Annotated in this window: 28 protein-coding genes and 1 other RNA gene; 15 read left to right on the top strand and 14 right to left on the bottom strand. The window is 61.1% G+C overall.

Annotation, left to right across the window (positions count from 1 at the left end; genetic code table 11):
- The first annotated feature begins 15 nt into the window (after positions 1-15).
- The 3 genes from AAXE93_RS02865 to psaK all read left to right on the top strand — a co-directional run bounded on the left by AAXE93_RS02865 (position 16) and on the right by psaK (position 919).
- The gene (locus tag AAXE93_RS02865) at positions 16-309 is read left to right on the top strand and encodes a DUF2499 domain-containing protein (protein ID WP_390127935.1); all 294 of its coding nucleotides are present in this window, start codon (positions 16-18) and stop codon (positions 307-309) included.
- On the top strand, positions 306-593 hold the full coding sequence (locus AAXE93_RS02860) for a DUF3593 domain-containing protein (protein WP_115082329.1): 288 nt from the start codon (positions 306-308) through the stop codon (positions 591-593). The genes AAXE93_RS02865 and AAXE93_RS02860 overlap by 4 nt, the downstream gene beginning before the upstream one ends.
- A 68-nt stretch (positions 594-661) precedes the next feature.
- Positions 662-919, top strand: coding sequence for a photosystem I reaction center subunit PsaK (psaK, locus tag AAXE93_RS02855; protein ID WP_041434789.1), 258 nt, complete (start codon positions 662-664; stop codon positions 917-919).
- Between the two features lie 51 nt (positions 920-970).
- Here psaK and AAXE93_RS02850 read toward each other — a convergent pair whose 3' ends face one another.
- The gene (locus AAXE93_RS02850; RefSeq protein ID WP_390127932.1) at positions 971-2,158 is read right to left on the bottom strand and encodes an NAD(P)/FAD-dependent oxidoreductase; all 1,188 of its coding nucleotides are present in this window, start codon (positions 2,156-2,158) and stop codon (positions 971-973) included.
- 13 nt (positions 2,159-2,171) lie between these two features.
- Positions 2,172-4,103: a 1-deoxy-D-xylulose-5-phosphate synthase gene (gene dxs / locus AAXE93_RS02845; protein WP_115082331.1), complete on the bottom strand. Its 1,932-nt coding sequence runs from the start codon at positions 4,101-4,103 to the stop codon at positions 2,172-2,174.
- Positions 4,104-4,183: 80 nt separating this feature from the next.
- Between dxs and ilvA the strand changes: the two genes are divergently transcribed.
- From ilvA to AAXE93_RS02830, 3 genes are read left to right on the top strand one after another with little or no spacing between them, the layout of a single operon-like run.
- Positions 4,184-5,713 (top strand): threonine ammonia-lyase, biosynthetic, encoded by a 1,530-nt coding sequence (gene ilvA, locus AAXE93_RS02840; protein WP_390127930.1) that lies wholly within the window; start codon positions 4,184-4,186, stop codon positions 5,711-5,713.
- Positions 5,714-5,752: 39 nt separating this feature from the next.
- Positions 5,753-6,250, top strand: a complete 498-nt coding sequence (gene scpB, locus AAXE93_RS02835; RefSeq protein WP_115009114.1) for an SMC-Scp complex subunit ScpB — start codon at positions 5,753-5,755, stop codon at positions 6,248-6,250.
- Between the two features lie 24 nt (positions 6,251-6,274).
- A complete protein-coding gene (locus tag AAXE93_RS02830) occupies positions 6,275-6,571 on the top strand; it encodes a YggT family protein (protein WP_114989255.1) in 297 nt (98 codons plus the stop codon).
- A 14-nt stretch (positions 6,572-6,585) separates the two neighbouring features.
- On the opposite strand, the gene AAXE93_RS02825 is transcribed toward AAXE93_RS02830, so the two are convergent.
- Together AAXE93_RS02825 and AAXE93_RS02820 are read right to left on the bottom strand one after the other, a co-directional pair.
- Entirely contained in the window at positions 6,586-7,059 is a 474-nt protein-coding gene (locus AAXE93_RS02825) for a hypothetical protein (protein WP_186515495.1), read from the bottom strand.
- Positions 7,060-7,066: 7 nt separating this feature from the next.
- Positions 7,067-7,396 (bottom strand): nucleoside triphosphate pyrophosphohydrolase family protein, encoded by a 330-nt coding sequence (locus AAXE93_RS02820; RefSeq protein WP_006850816.1) that lies wholly within the window; start codon positions 7,394-7,396, stop codon positions 7,067-7,069.
- Between the two features lie 56 nt (positions 7,397-7,452).
- On the opposite strand from AAXE93_RS02820, the gene pyk reads away from it, so the two are divergent.
- The 3 genes from pyk to ftsH are packed head-to-tail and all read left to right on the top strand — an operon-like array spanning position 7,453 to position 12,125.
- Complete coding sequence (pyk, locus tag AAXE93_RS02815) at positions 7,453-8,904, top strand: pyruvate kinase (RefSeq protein WP_390127926.1); 1,452 nt, start codon at positions 7,453-7,455, stop codon at positions 8,902-8,904.
- 13 nt (positions 8,905-8,917) lie between these two features.
- Positions 8,918-10,147 carry an ABC transporter permease gene (locus AAXE93_RS02810; protein WP_390127924.1) on the top strand — a complete coding sequence of 410 codons (1,230 nt, stop codon included), beginning with the start codon at positions 8,918-8,920 and terminating at the stop codon, positions 10,145-10,147.
- Between the two features lie 58 nt (positions 10,148-10,205).
- Positions 10,206-12,125 carry an ATP-dependent zinc metalloprotease FtsH gene (gene ftsH / locus AAXE93_RS02805; protein ID WP_390127922.1) on the top strand — a complete coding sequence of 640 codons (1,920 nt, stop codon included), beginning with the start codon at positions 10,206-10,208 and terminating at the stop codon, positions 12,123-12,125.
- 50 nt (positions 12,126-12,175) lie between these two features.
- Here ftsH and AAXE93_RS02800 read toward each other — a convergent pair whose 3' ends face one another.
- Both AAXE93_RS02800 and clpP read right to left on the bottom strand, forming a co-directional pair.
- Positions 12,176-12,331 (bottom strand): DUF2256 domain-containing protein, encoded by a 156-nt coding sequence (locus AAXE93_RS02800; protein WP_390127920.1) that lies wholly within the window; start codon positions 12,329-12,331, stop codon positions 12,176-12,178.
- The gene (gene clpP / locus AAXE93_RS02795) at positions 12,328-12,984 is read right to left on the bottom strand and encodes an ATP-dependent Clp endopeptidase proteolytic subunit ClpP (protein ID WP_390127918.1); all 657 of its coding nucleotides are present in this window, start codon (positions 12,982-12,984) and stop codon (positions 12,328-12,330) included. Before clpP ends, AAXE93_RS02800 begins: the two co-directional genes overlap by 4 nt.
- Positions 12,985-13,002: 18 nt before the next feature.
- Between clpP and psb29 the strand changes: the two genes are divergently transcribed.
- Positions 13,003-13,650, top strand: coding sequence for a photosystem II biogenesis protein Psp29 (gene psb29 / locus AAXE93_RS02790; RefSeq protein WP_390127916.1), 648 nt, complete (start codon positions 13,003-13,005; stop codon positions 13,648-13,650).
- Here psb29 and AAXE93_RS02785 read toward each other — a convergent pair.
- On the bottom strand, positions 13,632-14,873 hold the full coding sequence (locus AAXE93_RS02785) for a hypothetical protein (protein ID WP_390127913.1): 1,242 nt from the start codon (positions 14,871-14,873) through the stop codon (positions 13,632-13,634). The genes psb29 and AAXE93_RS02785 overlap by 19 nt on opposite strands.
- Positions 14,874-15,099: 226 nt before the next feature.
- A complete protein-coding gene (gene petN / locus AAXE93_RS02780; protein WP_011364412.1) occupies positions 15,100-15,201 on the bottom strand; it encodes a cytochrome b6-f complex subunit PetN in 102 nt (33 codons plus the stop codon).
- Positions 15,202-15,273: 72 nt separating this feature from the next.
- On the opposite strand from petN, the gene clpS reads away from it, so the two are divergent.
- Complete coding sequence (gene clpS, locus AAXE93_RS02775; protein WP_115132689.1) at positions 15,274-15,570, top strand: ATP-dependent Clp protease adapter ClpS; 297 nt, start codon at positions 15,274-15,276, stop codon at positions 15,568-15,570.
- A gap of 1 nt (position 15,571) precedes the next feature.
- Here the strand turns inward: clpS and AAXE93_RS02770 are convergent, their stop codons facing one another.
- The gene (locus AAXE93_RS02770) at positions 15,572-15,799 is read right to left on the bottom strand and encodes a hypothetical protein (RefSeq protein ID WP_114989264.1); all 228 of its coding nucleotides are present in this window, start codon (positions 15,797-15,799) and stop codon (positions 15,572-15,574) included.
- Between the two features lie 74 nt (positions 15,800-15,873).
- Between AAXE93_RS02770 and AAXE93_RS02765 the strand changes: the two genes are divergently transcribed.
- Entirely contained in the window at positions 15,874-16,149 is a 276-nt protein-coding gene (locus AAXE93_RS02765; protein ID WP_390127910.1) for a DUF2103 domain-containing protein, read from the top strand.
- 389 nt (positions 16,150-16,538) lie between these two features.
- Here AAXE93_RS02765 and AAXE93_RS02760 read toward each other — a convergent pair whose 3' ends face one another.
- Positions 16,539-16,691, bottom strand: coding sequence for a hypothetical protein (locus AAXE93_RS02760; protein ID WP_390127908.1), 153 nt, complete (start codon positions 16,689-16,691; stop codon positions 16,539-16,541).
- 127 nt (positions 16,692-16,818) lie between these two features.
- On the opposite strand from AAXE93_RS02760, the gene AAXE93_RS02755 reads away from it, so the two are divergent.
- Entirely contained in the window at positions 16,819-17,031 is a 213-nt protein-coding gene (locus tag AAXE93_RS02755) for a hypothetical protein (protein ID WP_188020531.1), read from the top strand.
- A 329-nt stretch (positions 17,032-17,360) separates the two neighbouring features.
- Here AAXE93_RS02755 and ssrS read toward each other — a convergent pair.
- The 3 genes from ssrS to AAXE93_RS02740 all read right to left on the bottom strand — a co-directional run bounded on the left by ssrS (position 17,361) and on the right by AAXE93_RS02740 (position 19,637).
- Positions 17,361-17,544, bottom strand: a non-coding RNA gene (ssrS, locus tag AAXE93_RS02750) — 6S RNA.
- Between the two features lie 7 nt (positions 17,545-17,551).
- On the bottom strand, positions 17,552-18,712 hold the full coding sequence (locus AAXE93_RS02745; protein WP_390127904.1) for a 5-(carboxyamino)imidazole ribonucleotide synthase: 1,161 nt from the start codon (positions 18,710-18,712) through the stop codon (positions 17,552-17,554).
- A gap of 52 nt (positions 18,713-18,764) precedes the next feature.
- On the bottom strand, positions 18,765-19,637 hold the full coding sequence (locus tag AAXE93_RS02740) for a carbohydrate ABC transporter permease (protein WP_390127902.1): 873 nt from the start codon (positions 19,635-19,637) through the stop codon (positions 18,765-18,767).
- 61 nt (positions 19,638-19,698) lie between these two features.
- On the opposite strand from AAXE93_RS02740, the gene aroB reads away from it, so the two are divergent.
- Positions 19,699-20,814 carry a 3-dehydroquinate synthase gene (gene aroB, locus AAXE93_RS02735; RefSeq protein ID WP_390127900.1) on the top strand — a complete coding sequence of 372 codons (1,116 nt, stop codon included), beginning with the start codon at positions 19,699-19,701 and terminating at the stop codon, positions 20,812-20,814.
- Here aroB and AAXE93_RS02730 read toward each other — a convergent pair.
- Complete coding sequence (locus AAXE93_RS02730) at positions 20,786-21,958, bottom strand: class I SAM-dependent methyltransferase (RefSeq protein ID WP_390127899.1); 1,173 nt, start codon at positions 21,956-21,958, stop codon at positions 20,786-20,788. The genes aroB and AAXE93_RS02730 overlap by 29 nt on opposite strands.
- A 40-nt stretch (positions 21,959-21,998) precedes the next feature.
- Between AAXE93_RS02730 and AAXE93_RS02725 the strand changes: the two genes are divergently transcribed.
- A complete protein-coding gene (locus AAXE93_RS02725) occupies positions 21,999-22,808 on the top strand; it encodes a TPM domain-containing protein (protein WP_390127898.1) in 810 nt (269 codons plus the stop codon).
- Positions 22,809-22,828 lie beyond the last annotated feature (20 nt).

Raw genomic sequence — 22,828 nt, 5'->3', positions numbered from 1 at the left:
CCTAGGATTCAGAGCATGCACGCGTTGTCGCTCGGAACCTGGTGGATCCATGTCGCCTCCGTGGTGGAGTGGTGCGTGGCGATCGTGTTGATGCATCGGCGTGGGCTGCAGGGCCTGGCCTGGGCCATGCTTCCGGCCCTCGTCAGTGCCATGGCTGCCTGCACCTGGCATCTGTATGACAACAGCGAAGCGCTGAGAGGTCTTGTCACCCTTCAGGCCCTGTTCACCGTGATCGGCAACTGCACCCTTGCCATGGCGGCCTGGCAGCTCCAACGTCGCCGGCAGGTGGACGGAGCCAGTGCTCCATGAACTTCGATCCCGCACCGCTGTTCGCCGCCTCGCTGATCCCCTATCTCCTGTTTCTGCACTGGCTGCGGAAAAGTGAGGCGCTTCCGTTGATGGCGGAGCGGGGCTTTCAGCTCACCCTGCTGTTTGTGGCCGTCACGATTGGTGCTGCCATTGCCGCCCTGCGCTGCTGCTCAGCGGAATTGGTGGAGATTGACTGGTTGCACGGTGGGGCAGAAGCCTTTCTCACCCTCAGCAACACGGTTTTGGTGATCGGTTTGTTGTACCCAACCCCCAAAAAAGGGTGAACAACTCTTAAGAGAGGCAGGCAAGGCGTCGCTAGCGCCGGAAGATGAGGTGTCGCTCATTGGCTCGAATGCTGACCCACCTTTTCGCGATCGCTCCCGCCTCCGTGTCCTGGTCTCCCAAGGTCGCCCTGGTGATGATCCTCTGCAATGTGGTTGCCATCATGGTCGGCAAGGCCACGATCAAGCACCCCAACGTTGGCGCCGCACTCCCCAACGCTTCCTTCTTCGGCGGCATGGGTCACGCAGCCCTGCTCGGCACCACTAGCCTCGGCCACATCATCGGCATCGGCGCCATCCAGGGTCTGGCCGCCCGCGGCGTGCTCTGAAGCACATCCCTTGAGGGAGGAGCCAGTCTCCTCCCTGAAACAACCCTTGGCTCAGAGCAGATACGGCAGCAGACGCAGGCCGTAACCCTCGAAGTTGTAGTTGAACAACAGCTCTGAAAGAGCGGGGGCTTCTGCGGTCGCAGACAGGCCATGGATCAAACGTTCCAGACGTCGGTCCGCCCTTGGATTGTCGAGGCCCCACCAAGTGCGCCGCGCCAGCCGGCCCGACACCAACCAACGCCAACTCCGTTGGGCCTTGAGTTGCTCTTGGTAGCGAAGGGCCATGGCCGTGGAGTCCCCAGACATCCCTTCAGCGATCAGCAGTTCGGCCAGTTGATCCGCGCTGTCCATCGCATGGCGGATCCCTTCTCCCCCAAGCAGATTGGCGGAACTGGCCGCATCCCCCACCGCCAGCAGGGCACCAGCCACCAAAGGTTCGGAGCGGGCGATGCTGCTGGACACCGGCCCGCCATGGCGATCCAGCACCGGGCAGGCGCTCAAGCCGCAGCGTTGAATCAAGCGCTGAAGGGGTCCAGCCAGGCTGCCGGGACTCGGACGATCCGCCGGTGGGAGGTGACAGACCCCCACCTTCAGCCGTTGCCCCTGCATGGGAAAGATCCAGCAGTATCCATGGGGGATCCAGGCGGTGCCCAGAAAGAAACTGATCCGATCCCGCCAGGCAGCCGCCTGACGGTCATCGGCCTGCAGCAACCACTCAACGCCGATGCCCTGCAGCAGAGGATCCTCGGGATTGGCACTGAGGCCGGCCTGCTGCAGCAGATCTCGGCGTGCACCGGTGGCATCAATCAGCCAGCGCGCTGAGCGCAATGACGAACGCCCATCACGTGTTTGCAACCGCACGCTGGCTTGATCGGCCGTGAGCGTGCTCAGCGTGGCCCGGCAGCCCTGGATCAACTCGACCCCATGGCGGCGCGCTTCCTCCCAGAGCAAGGACCGAAGCCGGCCGAAGTCGAGCACCACCCCCAGATCGCCTGACGACCACCACTGATGAACCAGACCCGAGGGATCGTGCAGCTGCCAGCCCTGCCAGGTGGCGGCAATGGCGTCATCCGGAAGACCCAAGCGACGAACAGCCTCCAGAGGCAGGGCGCCACTGGAATAGGCATGGCGATGGGGATCAGCCAGGCGATCCACCAGGGTCACCTCAGCACCCGCCCGCGCCAGTTGAATCGCCAGACGGGCACCGGACGGTCCCGCGCCAACGATCAGAACGGACACCGAGCCCTCAGCTTCAGGCCTGGAGGGCCTTGATCGAAGCGGTGGCTGGCAGATCACCAGAGGTGTTGCTGAAGCGCTCAAGGATGCGTTCAGCCATCTGGGCAGGAGTGAGGCCGAGAGCTTCCTTGCTCTGCTGCGGCGTGGCGTGATCAACCAACTGGTCGGGGATGCCGATGCGCAACATCGACACGTTGATGTCCTGATCGATCAACGACTCCAGAACCGCTGCGCCAAAACCACCAGGCAGGGCTCCCTCTTCCATGGTGACCACGCGGGGGATGCGACGTGCCAGGGGATGGATCAGCGCCTGATCCAGTGGCCTCAGGAAGCGGGCGTTGATCACGGTGGTGGAGAGGCCGGCTTCCTCCAGAAGCGTTGCTGTGGCGAGGGCCGGAGCCACCATCGAGCCGTAGGCCACGATCATCAGATCGTCGCCTTCCCGCAGCAGTTCACCGCGGCCGATCGGCAGCGATTCCCAACCCTCTTCCATCAAGGGCACGCCTTCACCGGAGCCCCGCGGAATCCGCAGCGCCGTGGGCCCGTCGTGCTGCAGGCAGGTCACGAGCATGCGCTGCAGCTCAGCCTCATCCTTCGGTGCCATCACCGTGAAGTTGGGAATAGCTCGCATGTAGCTGATGTCGTACTGACCTTGGTGGGTCGGCCCGTCGGCACCAACGATGCCGGCACGATCGAGCACGAAGGTGACCGGCAGCTTCTGGATGCCCACGTCGTGGATTAACTGGTCGTAGGCGCGCTGAAGGAAGGTGCTGTAGATGGCAACGACAGGGCGCAAACCCTCGCAGGCCATGCCTGCCGCCAGGGTGACGGCATGTTGCTCAGCGATGCCCACGTCCACGTACTGGTCCGGAACGGCCTTCTGAAGCAGATCGAGACCGGTACCAGTGGCCATGGCCGCAGTGATGCCGATCACCCGACTGTTCTGCTCACAGAGCTTGACCAGGGTCTGCCCAAACACCTTGCTGTAGCTGGGGGGCTTGGGTTTGGACGACGGAATCGCCTTGCCGGTGCCGAGATCAAAAGCTGATTGGGCGTGGTAGCCCACCTGATCGGCCTCGGCGTAGGGGTAGCCCTTGCCCTTTTTGGTGACCACATGCACCAGCACAGGCCCACCCTCACGGTGAGCCGCCTGGAAGGTGCGCACCATTTCACCGATGTCGTGGCCGTCGATCGGCCCCATATAGGTGAAGCCAAGTTCCTCGAACACGGCACCCACCTTGGGAACCGCGAGGCGACGCATGCTGCCCTTGAGGCGGTTGAGTTCCGCAGGAATCTCACCACCCATGAAGGGCAGATGCCGAACGCTTTCCTCAACACTCCCTGAAAGGAACTGCATCGGTGGGCTGAGCCGCGCACGGTTCAGCACGTTCGAGAGCGCACCAACCGGCGGAGAGATCGACATGTCGTTGTCGTTCAGCACCACCAGGAGCGGCGTGTTGGGAAGGTGTCCGGCGTGGTTGATGGCCTCCAGAGCCATGCCGCCTGTCAGGGCTCCATCACCGATGACGGCAACGCATTTGAACGACTCGCCCCGGTTGTCCCGCGCCATGGCCATGCCCAGCGCCGCTGAGATGGAGGTGCTGGCATGACCCGCTCCGAAGTGGTCGAAATCGCTCTCAGTGCGCTTGAGGTAACCCGCCACCCCGTGCTGCTGGCGCAGGGAGTCGAAATCGTTGAACCGGCCGGTGATCAATTTGTGGGGGTAGGCCTGATGGCCGACATCCCAGATCACACGGTCATGGTCGAGATCCAGCGTCTGGTACAGCGCCAGGGTCAGCTCCACAACCCCCAGGCCAGGGCCCAGGTGGCCACCGCTGGTGGACACCACCTGCAGATGCCGCTCACGAATCTGCCGAGCCACGTCCTCAAGCTGGGCCGGGCTGAGTCCGTGCAGTTCATTCGGATGCTTCAGATCTCCGAGATGCATGCACTGCCAACTCCAATACGTGCAATCTACGGGAACCAACCCGGATCCTGTCTGGATCAAACCCTTGGAAGAATGGTGAGATGACCGACTACCTCCAGCGGATCCTGCGTGCCCGCGTCTACGACGTGGCGCGGGAAACCCCTTTGGATCCCGCACCCAATCTGAGCCGCCGGCTGAACAACACGGTCTGGCTGAAGCGTGAGGATCTCCAGCCGGTGTTCTCGTTCAAGCTGCGCGGCGCCTACAACCGCATGGCGCAGCTCAGCAGAGACGAGCTCAAGCGCGGTGTGATTGCCTCCAGTGCCGGAAACCATGCCCAGGGCGTCGCCCTGAGTGCCCAGCGGCTTGGCTGTCGGGCCGTGATCGTGATGCCAAGCACCACACCCGAGGTGAAAGTGCGCGCCGTGCGTGCCCTGGGTGGTGACGTGGTTCTCCATGGCGAGACCTACGACGAGTGCTCCGCAGAGGCACAGCGACGCTGCAAGGCCGAGGGGCTCACCTTCATTCACCCCTTCGACGATCCGGAGGTGATCGCAGGCCAGGGAACGATCGGCATGGAGATCATGCGCCAGGCCGAGCAGCCACCCAGTGCGATCTATGTGGCCGTGGGTGGTGGTGGCCTGATCGCGGGCATCGCCGCCTACGTCAAACGGCTGTGGCCGGAAACGGAGGTGATCGGCGTGGAGCCGGTGGATGCCGATGCCCTGAGTCGCTCCCTCGAGCGAGGGCAGCGGGTGGAACTGGAACAGGTGGGGCTGTTCGCCGATGGCGTCGCCGTGAGGAAAGTGGGGGAACACACCTTTGCACTGGCCCAGCAGTTCGTCGATCGGATGGTGCGGGTCGACACCGATGCCATCTGTGCCGCGATCAAGGACGTCTTTGAAGACACCCGTTCAATCCTGGAGCCCGCCGGTGCCCTGGCGGTGGCAGGACTCAAACAGGATGTGGCCGAGCGCCAGCTGACGGGGCGCAATCTGGTGGCGGTGGCCTGCGGGGCCAACATGAATTTCGACCGGCTGCGCTTCATCGCCGAACGGGCTGAGCTCGGGGAAGAGCGCGAAGCAATGCTGGCCGTGGAGATTCCTGAATCACCAGGCAGCCTGAGGCGGCTTTGCGAACTGCTGCGAGAGCGCAGCCTCACGGAATTCAGTTACCGCATGACCGATGGGGTCTCGGCGCAGATCTTCATCGGTGTGCAGGTGAGCGATGACAACGACCGTGCCTCCCTGCTGGGCCAGCTGGAGCGTGGCGGCTTCCCTTGTCTCGATCTCAGCGACAACGAATTTGCCAAGGTCCACCTGCGCCACATGGTGGGCGGCCGTCTGCCGGCTTCAGCCCGCACGGCCTGTGCCGGGGAATGCAAAGAACTGCTGTATCGCTTCGAATTTCCCGAACGCCCGGGTGCCTTGATGAGCTTCGTGGATGCTCTCCACCCCGACTGGAGCATCAGCATCTTTCACTACAGAAACCACGGTGCTGACGTGGGGCGCATCGTTGTTGGCGTGCTGGTGCCGGAACAGGACATGCAGGGCTGGACCGAATTCCTCAATGCCCTGGGCTATCGCCACTGGGATGAAACCAACAACCCGGCCTATGGCCTGTTCCTCTGAGTTTCAGGGCGGTAACTTGAGTGCTCTCGTGGGGTTGTGATGACGTCTCCATCCCTGCCCACCCGGCTCGAGGCGATTCTTTATCTCAAGGGTCGGCCCGTCAGCATCGGCGAACTGGCCGAGCTGGCCGACGCCGACCGACGAAGCGTCGAAGAAGCCCTCGTCGCCCTGACGGCCTCCTACGCCCAGCGGGACAGTGCCCTGGAGGTCGTTGAACAGAGCGGTCGCTACGGGCTGCAGCTGCGGCCGGGAATGGGAGATCTGGTCAAAGATCTGCTGCCGGTGAACCTCTCCACAGCAACCCTGCGAACCCTCGCCACCATTGCCCTGAAGAAACGCATTCTTCAATCGGATCTTGTGGACCTGCGGGGCTCGGGGGCCTACGACCACATCAAGGAGCTGCTGGCGCAGGACTTCATCGAACGGCGTCGTCAGAGCGAGGGGCGGTCCTACTGGCTCACCCTCACCGAAAAATTTCACCGCACCTTCTCCGTGCTTCCTGATCTTGGGGCAACCGATCTGACGGAAGCTGCATAAAGTCGGAGCAGAACAGCTCCCGTCATGGAATCTCTACCCGTCACCTTGCTGCAGGTGCTGTCCCAGACCCTGCAGATCTATTCCTTGGTGTTGATCGTGCGGGTTCTGCTGAGCTGGTTCCCGAATCTGGACTGGGGCAATCCAGTGCTCAGCAGCGTGAGTGCGATCACCGACCCCTACCTGAATGCCTTCAGGGGTTTGATCCCACCGCTGGGGGGCATTGACCTCTCAGCCATCCTGGCGTTCCTGGCCCTGAACCTGTTGCAGAGCCTGGTGGGGCAGTCGATCAGCGCCTTCTATATGTCGGGTTCCAGCTGGTGATCACTCCTGGGTGATCACTGCTGGTTGATGCCCCGTTCCAATGGCAGCAGGTCATCCTCGTCAACATCAACGCGGCTGCGGACCGGAGCATTGAATCCACGGGCACGGGGATTTTTGATCACAAACGGCCCTGGGGTTCCGGCCGGCACTGAGATTCGCAAGGCGAACGGGGAGTGACCAGGGTTCACATCCCCGATGGATCCCACCCGGGTTCTGTTGGGAAGAACAGGTTCACCACTGGCATCCAGGATCCGTGCGTACACATCGGTGTCGATGACGCTGTTCTTGCTGCGGTTCTCAACGTCTCCCGTCAGCACATAACAGCTGGCACCAACCGGGCGGCTTAATTCAGGTTGATTTCCGGCATCCAGCTCTCCGCAGGGATCCAGGCGAACCTCACTGAGCTGGAGTTCAGCGGCATCACAGGGGAGCGCTAGCCCCAGCAGCAAGGGCAGGCAGCACAACACGGAAACAAGTCGACGGAGCATCAGGAGATCAACGTTGGTCACCACTGCCTCCGATGCGCCCACGGGCAGCCCGGCTCGACAGTTTCTGCAGGTTGGCGTCAGCCACCTCATTCAGGTCATAACCCAGTTCGCTGGCCAGCTGAGCCACGTACCAGAGCACATCTCCCAGCTCCAACTTGATCGCTTCTCGAGTATCGGCATCAAACACACCGCCTCGGTCGCGAATCACCTTTTTCACCTTGTCGGCCACCTCGCCGGCTTCACCGGTCAAACCGAGGGTCGGATAGATGGGATTACGGCCCACATCCGGGTAGGCAGCCGTCTTTCGGGCGGCGTCCTGATAGGAATTCATCTCCATGGGGCCGGTTGGGAAACGCCCGGATGGTAGTTTCCGCAGGGATTTTCAGCCGCGATATGGGCCAGTTCGACCTGAACCGACGGACCAAGATCGTGGCCACCATCGGCCCTGCCACGGAGAGTCCGGAGCGGATCAAGGAGCTGGTGAAGGCTGGTGCCACCACCTTCAGACTGAACTTTTCCCACGGGGACCACAGCGAACACGCCGCACGTATCGCCACGATTCGTCAGGTGTCTGAGGAATTGGGGCAGACCATCGGCATTCTCCAGGACCTTCAGGGCCCGAAGATCCGGCTCGGGCGTTTTGCTGAGGGTCCGATCACCCTGGCCAACGGCGATCCGTTCACCCTCACCTCACGGCCGGTGAGCTGCGACAAGACGATCGCAACGGTCACCTACGACAAGCTGGCGGACGAAGTCACCGCAGGTAGCCGGATCCTGCTCGACGACGGCCGCGTTGAGATGAAGGTCGATACCGTCGACAAAGCGCAGCAGACCCTGCATTGCACCGTCACCGTGGGCGGTGTTCTCTCCAACAACAAGGGCGTCAACTTCCCCGACGTTCAGTTATCCGTTCGCGCTCTCACGGACAAGGACAAGACCGACTTGGCCTTCGGACTCAGCCAGGGGGTGGACTGGGTGGCCCTCAGCTTCGTGCGCAATCCCTCCGACATGGAGGAGATTCGCGGACTGATCCGCGAACAGGGCCACGAGACCCCTGTTGTGGCCAAGATCGAAAAGTTTGAGGCCATCGATCAGATCGATTCGATCCTGCCTCTCTGTGACGGCGTGATGGTGGCCCGCGGTGACCTTGGCGTGGAGATGCCGGCCGAGGAAGTGCCGTTGCTGCAGAAGGAACTGATCCGCAAGGCCAACAGCCTGGGCATCCCGATCATCACGGCCACCCAGATGCTGGATTCCATGGCCTCCAGCCCCCGGCCCACCCGAGCCGAAGTCAGCGACGTTGCCAACGCCATCTTGGATGGAACCGACGCTGTAATGCTCTCCAACGAGACCGCGGTGGGGGATTTCCCCGTGGAAGCCGTGCAAACCATGGCCACCATTGCTCGCCGGATCGAGAAGGACTATCCCCAACGCTCGATCGACAGCCACCTTCCCAGCACCATCCCCAATGCCCTGAGCGGTGCGGTCAGCACCATCGCCAGCCAGCTCAATGCCTCGGCGATTCTTCCCCTTACCCGAAGTGGGGCCACAGCTCGCAACGTCAGCAAGTTCCGGCCTGCAGCACCGATCCTTGCCATCACCCCTGATCGCACGGTTGCCTGTCGTCTGCAACTGGTTTGGGGCGTGACGCCGCTGGTAATTCCCCAGGGCGAACGCACCACGCAGACCTTCCAAGCGGCGATGGTCAAAGCCAAGGAGCTCGATCTGCTCAAGGAGGGTGATCTCGTGGTGCAGTCCGCAGGCACCCACACCGGCGTTTCCGGATCCACCGATCTGGTCAAGGTGAGCATCGTCGGCAACGAAGCACAGGCGACACTGATCTGAGCGACGCCACACCATGAACCGGCGCATGCCCGCAACGGAAACGGTGCGGATGGCCCTGTCCACCCTGCGCAGCAACAGGCTGCGCAGCCTGCTCACGATGGTGGGCATCGTGATCGGCAACGGCTCGGTGATCACCCTGGTGGGGATTGGACGCGGAGCGCAATTGCTGGCTGAAGGTCAGTTGAACAACCTCGGCGCCAATGTGTTGTTTGTGGTTCCGGGCAACACAAACGCCAGACGCCAAGGGGTTACGCGACCGAAAACGCTCGTGCTGGAAGATGCCGAAGCCATCGCCACCCAGGTTCCCAGCGTCAAGCGCGTGGCGCCCGTGATCAACACCAATCAGGTGGTGCAGGCCGGAGCCCGCAGCTCCACGGGTGCGGTCTTCGGCGCGACATCGGAGTTCCCCCCTGTGCGCGGATTCGACGTGGCCAAAGGCCGTTTCATCAACGCCAAGGACGTGGCCGGTGCGAAAGCCATCGCCGTGCTCGGCTCGGATCTACGCACCAAGTTGTTTCCCACTGGCTCTGCGATTGGCCAGCAGGTGCGCATCGGCAATCAAAGCTTTGAGGTGGTCGGTGTGATGGCCCCCAAAGGGGCCGTGTTCGGCAGCAACCAGGATGAAAACACCTACATACCCATCACCACGATGGTGAACCGGATCACCGGTCGGGATCCGATTTATGGCGTCAGCCTCAACTCCATCAGTGTTGAAGCCAGGGATGAAAACAGCATCAACGCAGCCAGCTTTCAGATCAACAACCTGCTGAGGCAGCGGCACCGGATTCTCCGGGACGACGATTTCGTGGTGCGATCCCAGAAGGACGCTCTCACCATCGTGGGCACCATCACCGGAGGACTCACCCTGATGCTCGGGGCCATTGGTGGGATCTCACTGCTGGTGGGAGGCATCGGGATCATGAACATCATGTTGGTGTCCGTCAGCGAACGCACCGAGGAGATCGGTCTGCGCAAGGCCCTGGGGGCCCGCAGCAGTGATGTTCTGCAGCAGTTTCTGGTGGAATCCCTGGTGCTTGCCAGCCTGGGCGGCGCCATCGGCACCCTCGCGGGTCTCGGAACAGTGAGCCTCGTAGCGGCGGTCACGCCCCTACCAGCAACGATCGGCGCAACGATGGTTGTGGTGACCGTTGGACTCTCAGGATCCATCGGGTTGTTCTTCGGAGTTGTTCCTGCCCGACGCGCCGCAAAGCTCGACCCGATTGTTGCCCTGAGAAGCCTTTGATCGAGGCCTCAGAAATCAGGTCGACTCCTTTACACTCGTTAACGAATTTTTTCAGCTCATGAATCAGCGCTGGCGCCTTCTTGCCCTCTGGCTGTTGCCAATCGGCGTCGTGTTGCTGATCGGCTGGCAGGTGATGAGCAACGGAGGCATCAACGGCCTCAGCCAGGACAGCAATGGCACCACCGTCGCTCCCCGCAACGCTGCGGTGGCACGAATGAGCTACGGGCGCTTCCTCGATTACGTCGAGGCCGGTCGCGTCACAGCCGTTGATATCTACGACGGTGGTCGTAACGCCGTGATCGAAGCCGTCGATCCCGACCTCGACAACCGCGTTCAACGCCTGCGCGTTGATCTGCCCGGTCTGGCCCCTGAGCTGATCAACACGCTGAAGACCGAAGGCATCAGCTTTGATATTCATCCCCCCCGCACAGCACCTCCGGCCCTCGGCATTCTGGGCAATCTGGCCTTCCCACTGCTGTTGATCGGTGCCCTGATCTTCCTGGCCCGCCGCAACAGCAACATGCCTGGCGGCCCTGGCCAGGCCATGCAGTTCGGCAAAAGCAAAGCCCGCTTCATGATGGAAGCGGAGACCGGCGTCATGTTCGATGACGTGGCCGGCGTCACCGAAGCCAAGCAGGAACTCCAGGAAGTGGTCACCTTCCTGAAGCAGCCCGAGCGATTCACCTCCGTTGGTGCTCAGATTCCCCGCGGCCTTCTGCTGGTCGGCCCTCCCGGCACCGGCAAAACCCTTCTGGCCAAGGCCATTGCCGGTGAAGCGGGCGTTCCCTTCTTCTCCCTTTCTGGTTCTGAGTTCGTTGAGATGTTCGTTGGCGTGGGTGCCAGCCGCGTCCGCGATCTGTTCAAGAAAGCCAAGGAGAACAGCCCTTGCTTGATCTTCATCGACGAAATTGATGCCGTCGGCCGCCAGCGCGGTGCCGGCATCGGTGGAGGCAACGACGAACGCGAACAGACGCTCAACCAGCTCCTGACGGAGATGGATGGCTTCGAAGGCAACAGCGGCATCATCATCATTGCCGCCACCAACCGCCCCGACGTTCTGGACTCAGCTCTGATGCGTCCAGGCCGTTTTGACCGTCAGGTCACCGTGGACGCCCCCGACATCAAGGGTCGCCTGGCCATCCTCGATGTGCACTGCCGCAACAAGAAGCTCGAAGAGGAGCTGTCCCTCGAAAGCATCGCCCGCCGCACCCCTGGTTTCACCGGTGCAGACCTGGCCAACCTGATGAACGAGGCGGCCATCCTCACCGCCCGCCGCCGCAAGGAAGCCATCGGCTTGAGCGAGATCGACGACGCTGTGGATCGGATCATCGCCGGCATGGAGGGTCGTCCCCTCACCGACGGTCGCAGCAAGCGTCTGATTGCTTATCACGAAGTCGGTCATGCCTTGATCGGCACATTGGTCAAAGCCCACGACCCTGTTCAGAAGGTCACCTTGATTCCCCGTGGCCAGGCCCAAGGCCTGACCTGGTTCTCCCCGGATGAGGAGCAAACCCTGGTCACCCGTGCCCAGCTCAAGGCACGCATCATGGGAGCCCTGGGTGGTCGCGCCGCAGAGGACGTGGTGTTCGGACACCAGGAAGTCACCACCGGAGCCGGCGGCGACATCCAGCAGGTGGCTTCGATGGCCCGCAACATGGTCACCCGACTCGGCATGAGTGATCTCGGCCCAGTAGCCCTCGAGGGCGGCAGCCAGGAAGTGTTCCTGGGCCGCGACTTGATGTCACGCAGTGACGTATCGGAATCGATCTCCCAACAGATCGATATTCAAGTGCGCAACATGGTGAAGCGCTGTTATGACGAAACCGTTGAGATCGTGGCTGCCAACCGCGAAGCCATGGATCGCCTAGTGGAACTGCTGATCGAGAAGGAAACCATGGATGGTGATGAGTTCAAGGCCGTTCTGGCTGAATTCACCGCTGTTCCTGAGAAAGACCGCACCGTCGTCACCCTCGACTGATTCTTGGTCCACAAACAAAAAGCCCCCGTCTTGTTCAGACGGGGGCTTTTTTATGGATTGGATTTGTTCTTACGTCGTCGACAACGCTCGGAGCAGTACACAACCTCGTCCCAGCAATTTCTCCAAGCTTTGCGCCACTCAAAGGGGCGTTCGCAAACCGGACAGATCTTGCTGGGACGGTTGGTTTTAGAGCTTCCCTTCTTCAAGCAACAGCCTGAACGGGACGCTTGTCGATCACGGAATCAATCAAGCCGTAGTTCACCGCTTCGGTGGGTGACATGAAGAAGTCACGGTCGGTGTCCTGCTGGATCCGATCAAGGGGTTGGCCGGTGCGATCGGACAGTTCCTTATTGAGGCGTTCCTTCAGGAAGAGAATTTCGTCCGCCTGAATGCGGATGTCGCTGGCTTGGCCCTGGGCACCACCCAAGGGCTGGTGAATCATGATCCGGGAGTGCTGCAGGCTGCTGCGTTTGCCCTTGGTGCCGGCACAGAGCAGGAAAGCGCCCATGCTTGCGGCCAAGCCAACACAGACCGTGTGCACATCCGGTTTGATGTGCTGCATCGTGTCGAAGATGCCGAGGCCGTCGTAAACCGACCCGCCGGGAGAGTTGATGTAGAGGTAGATATCTTTCTCGGGATCCTCAGCTTCGAGGAACAGCATCTGGGCCACGATCCGGTTGGCAGAGTCACTCGTGACAGCCTCACCAAGGAAGATGATTCGCTCGCGCAGAAGCCTGGAATATATGTCAAAGGCCCTTTCTCCCCGGCCGGACTCCTCAATCACAATGGGGATCATCTGAGAATCAGCAGGGTCGCGCAATCCTAACGGCGATGTCTGCGGCGCTAGGGTTCCGGCCATTCATTCATGGACTGCACGTTGGCCGCAAGTCAGACCATCGCCGACAGCAAACGAGCGTTTCATCAGGCCTTTCCCCACGTCATTGCGCCGCTGTACCGCCGCCTTGCTGATGAGCTGCTGGTAGAGCTGCATCTGCTGAGCCATCAAAGTCGGTTTGAAGCCAACGGGCTATTCAGCGTTGGGCTCTGCACGGTGTTTGACACCTTCACCAAGGGCTATCGGCCTGAAGCGCAGACCGAGGCACTGTTCAGTGCCCTGTGCAGCAGCAATGGCTTCGACGCAGCGAAGCTGCGCAAAACCAACGCCTCGCTGGTGGACCAGACCAAAGGGAAGGATCTCGAAAGCCTCAAAAGCTTGCTGTCATCCCACAGCCTCAACGAGGGCAGCCACTACTCCCGTTTGATGGCCGTTGGACTGATGAGCCTGCTCAAGGCGGCTACAGCGGATGCCACCGGTTCAGACACCGAGGCCATCGTCAAACAGAGCAAGGAACTTGCTGAGGGACTCGGTTTGCCCACCGATCGCGTCGAAAAGGATCTGACGCTGTTTGGCTCCAACAGTGAACGGATGGATCAGGCCGTTGAGCTGGTGAAAGAGACCATCGCTGCCGAGAAGCGCAAGAAGGAACGTCGCTTGGAAGAGCAGGCTCAACGCACGTCCAGCTGAAGCCGAAGCCATCCGGGCTGTTGCTGCTTCGGCAGTGCCGTCATCTCAAGCTCCAGTTGAGGTGCCTTGCCAACCACCCGCGGCCAGCCCGGACCGAGCCAACCCAACCGAGCCAATTGATCCGGTCGTGCGCGAAGGCGAAGCTGCTGTTGGCCCATCCGTTTCAGCGGATTGCTTCGGAGGTTCGGGGCATCCCCTAGGGCCAGCAGCAACTCCACCTGACCTCGGAGTGCAGGACCCAGTGACCAACCACCTTGCGGATGACCCTGGGGATCCAACCAAACAACAGCCACATGGTTTGAGGGCCGACCATCGGGAGACAACAGGGAACGTTCAACCCGTTGAAACCTGCGCTTCAACAAAGCGGTGGCAACGGCATCAAGACTTCGCTTGGTCATGTCGATTTCACCACCAGCCAGCATCAACCTGGCTTGCATCGCAGCCTGAAAACGACCACCCTCCAGCGCATCCAGCCGCACAAAAACAGGTGCGTTGAGCAGAACGTCGCGCAACTGCTTCGGCAATCCATAGAGGCTGTCGAGTTGTTGGGCGAACAGTGAATTGTTGAACAAGGGTCCCAGCAGCGGCTGCAGGGAAACGCTGTTGAGCTCCAGGTAAGCCGACGGCGGATCGAAGCGAACGAAATTGACTTGGTGTTCCGGGTGGTGAGCCTGCAGGGACGCGAAGGGTCTGGAGGCCACAGGCCCTTCAGCCATCAGACGATCGCCCCGGAGCGCAACACCCAGACAGCCATGCGACACGCTCGCCAAGGCGGGAAAAAGGGAACCGCTGATCGAAGCCAAGCCTGAGGGTTGCCACTGAACGGCCGATCCGCTGGTCAGCAGCCGTAAGCAGCGCTGTTCCAGAGCCGAGGGCTCCCGTCGCTTCAGCGACGGAAGTTGATCAAAACTGCTGCGGTGCAGTTCATCAGCGAACAGCAGATCCAGAGCAGACGAATGGGGTGCTGACGGAAGAGCCAGAAGGGGTTCACCGTCGTCCAGCCAGATCAGCCACCAGGGGCCGCGACCATGACGGGCCCAGCGATCAGGTGCTTCCGAAGAACCAAGCCGCTGCTGCCAGAGCTTCGGCACCGGTGCGGCGGGGTCCGCCTCAAAACTCTGAACCAACCGTGCCCGCCGACTGATCTCAAACAGCTCTGCTGTTCCACGGCGATTCAGGGAAGGCGTCCTCAGGCTGGAGGTGCCCAGCAGCAGGGAGGGCAAAAAAAAGCACAACCCCAAGAGAAGGGCTGTGCAGGGATGAAGTCCAAATTGACGTCGGACGGACGCAATCAGGACGACGACTTGGTTGAACCTTGACGGCGTCGACGGTCTCTCCATTCGATCGTTGAGAGATAGATCACGGCAACGCTGACGAAGACAAGAAGCACAGCTGCCGTGACCGCCAGGGTCTGGCTGAGAAGGGGTGCGTCTTGAAGCACAGATTCGATCAGAAGTTCAGGGTGCCGTCACCATTGCGTCCCCAGACGACCATGGCGATGGAGAAACTGAACATCGCGGCCAAGGACGCCCAACCCAGAGTGAACAACATGCGCTTGACCACTTGACTGTCGGGATCCTACCTAGGGTTCGGCACCTTTTCGTCCGCCCGAAGGCATCTGTCATGACCAGCTCCAGCCCAGGTTCATCAGCAGTGCTGGAGCGTCAGGGAACAACACAGCGCTACCCCCAGGCTCGCGTGATCGTTCTGGACGACGATGTAAACACCTTCCAGCACGTGGTGGATTGCCTGCGCAAGATCATTCCCGGCATGAGTGAGGACAAGGCCTGGAACCTCGCCAACAGGATTGATGGGCAGGGTGCGGCTGAAGTTTGGTGCGGCCCCCTGGAGCAGGCCGAGCTGTACCACCAGCAGCTTCAGGCTGAGGGCTTAACGATGGCCCCTCTGGAACGCTGCTGAGTCAGGCCGCCGGCTTACGGCTGGCTTTGGTGAGGCGCAGCAGATCAGCCACCTGCAAACGCTGCAGCTGCTCGTCCATCACAAAACGCACCACCCGGCCAGGGCACAAGGCCAGGCCCCGAACCTCCGTTCCGTGCACCTCAGCGGTGAGCATGCGGGCCTGGGGGCCGCAGGCATCCTGCAGCGGTCCGCTGATCACGTGGCGGAGAGCGTCTACTGATTTCAGCATCACAGCCCCGGAGCGCTCTCTCTGGCATAGCCAAAGTGGCTAACTTTCACCAGTTCTCGGGTTTTCGTTCAGCTTTGGGCCGGGTCGTCATCACCCACAGCACCTATGTGGACGGCTTGATCCCATGGCTGAAGGCCCTGTCCCACGAGACGGGAATCCAGACGATCACCCCTGCCGTGATCAGCCGGGTGCGTGGCCGCAGTCCTGAACTGCAGCTGCGGGTGTCCACCCCGATCACAGGGGGATACAAGCTGGTGGCCCGCAAGGGGACATCCGCCCAGGAAGTCTTTGTGGTGACGTCGATGAGTCGGCCAGACCTGGAACAGGCCGTCCTGCATCACCGCCCCTGAAGGGGTTGGCCTGACTCGAATCCGACAGCACGACAGGCCTGAGGATGACCATCGGCAACACTGGGATCTCGGGCACAGAGTTCAGCCCAATCAGATCGGCGGAAACATTGGGGAAGGATGGCCCGGCATGCGACTTCAGCGTCATCCTGCAAACAGGTGACAGCGTCAGCCGCGGGGCTTCCGAAACAACCCACAAGCAGTGCGCTTGCCACCAGGCCGAAACCGAAAACGGATGAGAAGAAAGAAACCAGCAGGGAAGGATGAACAGTGAAGCGATGCGGAAAAGTGATTCTCAACAACACCGACAGCCAACCAACTCAATAGGAGAACGAAATGGGTTCCCTCAATCCATGCACAGTTGCATCAAGAAGTGGCATCAACAAGTGACATCAACCCTTGGAGTCAGATGCAGGAATCTTGAATTCCATGAACAGCGCTTCCGCATCAGCATAATCTTTCTTTTCACGCAAATAAAAGACCTGAGCTTTCCACCAATCCCAGGTTTCCATTTGGATCAGTTCGTCCAGGCGTGGATCACGCATCTCAACACTGCAACCAAACAAACGCTAAGGACAGGAAAAGCGCTGACAAGCTTTGTTCACACAGCCGTAAGCATCATCGACTACACAACAGCACAGGGGTAGCCTTGAAAGCTGCAGCGATCGATCCATGCCCCTCGAAATTGCCGTCAAACAAGGGCAACAAACGATGGAGAGCATGGGTGGTTTCGACGACCTCGAAGACGCTTTGACCGAATTCAACGAATTGATCAACCGTCGAAACTGGCATCAGAGCGTGACCACCATTTCACTGACTGACACCGATAAAAACAAATGCCTCGCCCAGTACGCGCTCCAGGAGTTCAACCACTCCGAAAACTAGCTCCACCAAAAATCTCCACTCCAACCCAGACGAACGTATCTAGAGTGCAATAAGAGCGAAAAATTTCAGCATGAATGGAAAACTACTGGTGATCGGTATCATCTCATTATTCCTTCTGTTTTTTGTGGTCGAGTCTTGGCTGATGAGGGGCCTGCCCCACTAACAAAGCTGAGACGTTTTAAAGCAGAACCCAGAGAGAAGACAAAAAAGTTCCGGCAAACCAAGTCCAAAAAACAAACTTTCAGAATATTGATGCAGAAACTTGGAGATATTGATTTTGTGATGGCTTGGCAAAGTCCAAGGCTCCCACCACATTCATTAAGCGAAGGGGGTGAACCGCCATGCCGTGCGAGCCCCAGTGGTCGACCTGGAAGAACCAGAAGGGGCGACAAAGTGGGGTTTCGTTTCCGGCTGCATGGCCGGTCTACGTCACCGTCACGACAGTCTCCCCAAGTCGAAAGAGAGTCAGATCAGAGCACTAGAAAAAGGCCGTCACCAACACAGCAGTTCGCTACCAACCCTAGTCCTGACTCTCGCTCTCGAGGGGCCAGATCCGGCGAATAGCGGCAAGTGCTGACTCAGCCTCATCGCGCCGCTTGAGGAGCGTGTCGCCCTCAAGCAGCAGCGTCACGTGCCCCAACTTGCGGCCCGGTGTTTCCGGTGACTTGCCGTACCAGTGCAGGTGAAGCCCCGGCACGGCCTCGAGGGCCTCAAGCCGCTGATCCAAAGGAGGATGACGCTCGGGGTCGAGGCCAAGCAGGTTGACCATCAAGGCACCACGGCTTTTGAGCTCGGGATCAGGCACGGGAAGACCAGCCGCGATGCAGAGCTGCTGATCGAACTGACTGCTGGTGCAGGCCTCGATCGAGAAATGCCCGGAATTGTGGGTGCGTGGAGCAATTTCATTCACCTGCAGGCCAGCGGGCCCATAGAAAAACTCCAGAGCCAGCACCCCCACATAGCCGAGCTTCGTCATCAGAGAGGCCGCCACGTTGTAAGCCAGCGCAGCCACCGAAGGATCCACGGGAGCAGGGGCCAGAACCCAGTCACAGACTTGTTGATGTTGGTGGGTTTGCACCAGCGGAAAATGGCGGATGCGGCCGCGCTGATCGCGGCTGACCACGAGAGCCAACTCCAGCTCGTAGTCCACCCAGGATTCCAACAGCCAGTCGTCGGCAGGGACCGCCCGCAACAACTGCGCCAGGCCATCGATGTCGCGCAACACCACCGTGCCCTTGCCGTCGTAACCACCACGGGAGGCCTTGGCCATCACCGGAAAGGTCCAGCCCTGAGGAAGCGCGGGCTGGGCCGGTGAAATCAAACTGAGCGGACACCAGGGCGGGCTCGGGATCGCCAGATCATCGAGCAGCTGGCGCTGCGACAACTTGTCGACCAAGGGCGAAAGCGCAGCAAGCGCGGGCTGGAAACGAACCCCCTGCTGCTCCAGCGGCAGAAGAGCATCGATATTGACCCACTCGTTCTCGAAGGTGATGCCGTCACAACCCACCACCAGCTCCCGGGTTCCTGCCACATCCCGGGGATCCGCTGCCACGAGGCGCGAGGCCAAACCAGCCGCGGGATCAGCTGAATCGGACGTTTGAACAGCGATGGGAACATCGCGTTGCGCGGCGGCCTGCACAAGCATCCGTGCCAGCTGACCACCTCCAACAACGCCGATCATCGTGTCCGAGCTGATGTCCGCAGCTTGCCAGTTTGCAGGGTCGATGACAGCGTCAGATCAGGGGGCGATCGCCGGCAAAGGCCAACCGGATCATGGTGAACAGCAACACCAACAGGAACAGCGCCAGGCCCAGGGTGCAGGCGTAGCTGATCTCCAATTCGGCAAAGGCCTGGTCGTACACGTAATAAACGATGGTTCGGGTGGCATCCGCAGGACCTCCCTGGGTCATCAGGAACACTTCCTCGAACACCTTCGTGGCCGCGATCGACGACACCACAGCGACCAAGGTCACGTAGGCACTCATCAAGGGCAGGGTGATGTCGAGATGCTTTCTCCAGCCCTCGCTGCCATCCAGCTCCGCAGCCTCATAGAGCTCCTGGGGAATGCCCTGCAGACCCGCCAGAAAAATCACCATGTAATAGCCAAGCCCCTTCCAGAGGGTCACCAACATCACGGCGGGGAGGGCCAGCTGCGGCGTGGTGAGAAAACCAATCGGGCTGAAGGCATCACCGAGCAGGGCACTCAACCATCCATTGATCAGTCCGTTCTCGGCATACAGCCAGCGAAAGGCGATGGCTGCAACAACGATCGACACCAGCACCGGGGTGTAAAAGGCGCCCCGCAGAAAAGACCGACCGGGCAGCCCCTGGTTGACCAGCACCGCCAGCGCCAGAGCCCCCAGAACGATGGGAGGCACCACACCAACCAGATAAAGAAAGGTGGTGACCAGCACCTGCCGCGCCATCGGATCCGACAGCAGGCGCTCCAGGTTGGCCAAACCAACAAAACGCAGGGGTTCACTGACGTCCAGCCCCGTGGCGGTGAAACTCATCACCAGAGCCATCAGGGCCGGCACCAGCACAGACAAACTGATCAGAACCACCGCCGGCAACAGGAACGCCCAGCCAGAAAGGGAGTTGCGCACTGATCTTTCGCGCACAGGACCAGCGACACTTTTGCGAGAGTAGGTGGGTTCCAACGGTTTCATGACCACAATCACCCCGTTGCATCACATCCGCGTTGCGCTGGAGCGCAACCCCTACGACGTGGTGATTGGAGACGGCGGCCTGGCCAGGCTTGGTCAGCAGATGCTGGACGCTGGAGTGCAGGCTGGTCGACGTGTGCTGGTGGTCAGCAATCCGGATGTGGCCAGCCCCTATGGCGACGCCTGCCTGAACAGCCTCAGAGCGGCAGGTTTCAGCGTGGAACTGTTGGTCATTGACGCCGGCGAAACCCAGAAGACACCAGCCACGGTGGCGGAAATCCACGATGCGGCTTACAACGCCAAGCTCGAACGCAGCTCCTTGATGGTGGCTCTCGGCGGCGGCGTTGTGGGGGACATGACCGGCTTTGCGGCAGCCACCTGGCTGCGGGGCATCCAGGTGGTGCAGGTGCCCACAACCCTGCTGGCCATGGTGGACGCGTCAATCGGTGGCAAGACCGGGGTCAACCATCCCCGCGGCAAAAACCTGATCGGCGCCTTTCACCAGCCGCGGCTGGTGTTGATCGATCCCTCCACCCTGAACACCCTGCCCGAACGCGAGTTCCGAGCCGGAATAGCTGAGGTGATCAAATACGGAATCCTCGGTGACACGGCGCTGTTCGAGGAACTGGAGGCCTGCCCCGACCCGAGCACGCCCGCTGGGCTTGGATCGGAACGCCTGAGCTCGATCCTGCAGCGATCGGCCGCGGCCAAGGCCCGGGTGGTGGCCGCCGACGAAAAGGAAGGAGGCTTACGAGCGATCCTCAACTACGGCCATACCTTCGGTCATGTGGTGGAGACCCTCTGCGGCTATGGCACCTGGCTGCATGGCGAGGCGGTCGCCATTGGCATGGTGGCCGTGGGTGAACTTGGCGTGCTGCGGGGCAGCTGGAGTCGCGAGGATGCTGAGCGCCAACGCCGGCTGATCGACAGGGCCGGACTCCCCACCGCCTGGCCCGATCTCGCCGCCGATGCGGTTCTGGACAGCTTGCAGGGGGACAAAAAGGTGCGCGACGGTCGCCTGCGCTTCGTGATGCCCACCAGCATCGGAACCGTTGAGATTCGCGATGACGTCAGTCGCGACGAGATCCTCAGCTGCCTTGAGCGCCTGAAAGGCTGAAGCCGTCTTCCGGCAACCCGCGCCGGTAGGTGAGCCAGCGGAACGCACCGAGCCCCGCGGGATCCACGAGGCGAAGCAGGGCTTCACGCCGTTGCAGGGCTTCCGCCAAATGTTGGCCCGGCAGCTGCTGCAGTCCATGCAGACGCTCTGCAAGCCCCAAGGCCAGCAGGGCCTCGCCCTGCTTCGCCTGATCACCCACGATCCAGCCGTTGCGCTGAGCCGCCTCATCCACAAGCTCAATACAGAGGTGGGCCGTAAGGTCCTGCTCGCCGGGCTGATCCAAGGGCGACAGGCCGGCCTGCTGAGCACAGACAGCCATCAAGGTGCCGTCGGAGCGCCGGGCTGTGAAATAACGCTGGGCCTCCAGGGCGTAATCAATCACCAGCAGCACGCCCGCATCCACGGCGGCCGCAGCAGCAGCAAACCAGTCGGGCAGTGCACTGTTCCACTCCGTGGTCCACCCCTCTTCGGCATCGGGTGGCGGTAACTGAATGCCGCCTTGGCTGCACACACGCCTGATCTCCTGATGCAAACCATCGGGGAGAGAACGATGCGTTGCTCGCAGGCCACCGTTTTGGTTGAGCTCCACCCACTGCCGCCGGAGGGATCCCTCCCGCCAGATCAAGCGCTCCACCGGGAGGGCATCAAGCAACTCATGGGCAATGACCACCCCATGAACCGGAGCGCTGCCCAACTCTCCCAGGGAACACCAGCGCAGCGGCAGATCATCCGCCTCCTGCAACAGAGCCTGTTGCCGCCGCCGCATGCCGGGATTGGCCTCCACCAACACCAATTCAATCCGAGCCAACAGCTCTGGATCAGCACCACGCAACGCAGCAACGAGATCCCCGGCCAGATGGCCTTCGCCAGGGCCGATTTCCACGATCGACAGGCGTTGATCCGGATCACTTCGGGAGATCGACGTCAGCCAGGCCAGGATCTGAGGGACCAGAAGGGCTGCGAAATCACTGCCCAGCGAGGGGGAGGTGACGAAATCACCCTGGGCTCCGATGCGTGCACGGCCTGAGCCGTAATACCCGTGCTCCGGCTCATTCAGAGCCAGATCCATGAACCGGGAAAACGGAACGGCACCCCCCGCCTGATGCAGATGCGTTGCCAACCAGTCGGGACAGGACGCAGCCATCGGTTCCATTGGAGAGAATGCCGGTCGCTGCAGCAGTTCCATGGGAACACATCACATCCGACATCTGTGGAGCCTCATCGTGGTGGCTCTGGTCAGCCTGGGTGTTCTGGTGACCCCGGCTGAGGCCTACGACAACCCGGAGCTGCTGCCGGATCACCCCACCCCGGTGATCGACCTCGCCAAGGTGTTCAGTGACACCCAGCGGGCCCAGCTGGAGGCATCTCTGGCAGATGTGGAGGAACGCACAGGCTGGAAGATGCGGGTGTTGACCCAGTACGAACGCACACCAGGTCTGGCCATTCGCGAGTTCTGGGGGCTGGATGAGAGCAGCCTGCTGCTGGTGGCCGACCCCCGCGGCGGGAACCTGCTGAACTTCAACGTTGGCGATGCCTACTTCGCGATGATGCCGCGCACCTACTGGGTGGAGCTGCAGACCCGCTACGGCAACCAGTACTACGTGAAGGATCACGGCGAAGACGGAGCCGTGCTGGATGCCCTCAATGCCGTGGAAATCTGTCTGGACCGTGGTGGCTGTCAGGTGGTGCCTGGCCTTCCCCAGGAACAGTGGCTTTGGACGCTGACCACCTCAATCTTTGGCGGCTTGATTGCTGGCTTTGCGGCTTATCCGCGCAAGGAGGGCGAAACCATCGCCTGGGCCTGGTTGCTGCTGCTCTCACCGCTGTGGGTGATGCTATTCGGCGTATTCGGCGTTGCTCCTGTGATCACACGCACGTCTGAAGTGATGCCCCTACTGCGCAATGGAGTCGGTTTCCTGGCAGGAGGCATCGCCGCGTATCTGATCGCCCAGGCCACGGTTGGTCGAAAGCTTCAGAACGACGCCGAAGGCTGAGGAACGTCGAGAAACGTGAA

The sequence above is a fragment of the Synechococcus sp. HIMB2401 genome (assembly GCF_042883245.1).
Lineage (GTDB): Bacteria > Cyanobacteriota > Cyanobacteriia > PCC-6307 > Cyanobiaceae > Parasynechococcus.
This window is presented reverse-complemented; position numbering and strand designations above follow the sequence as displayed.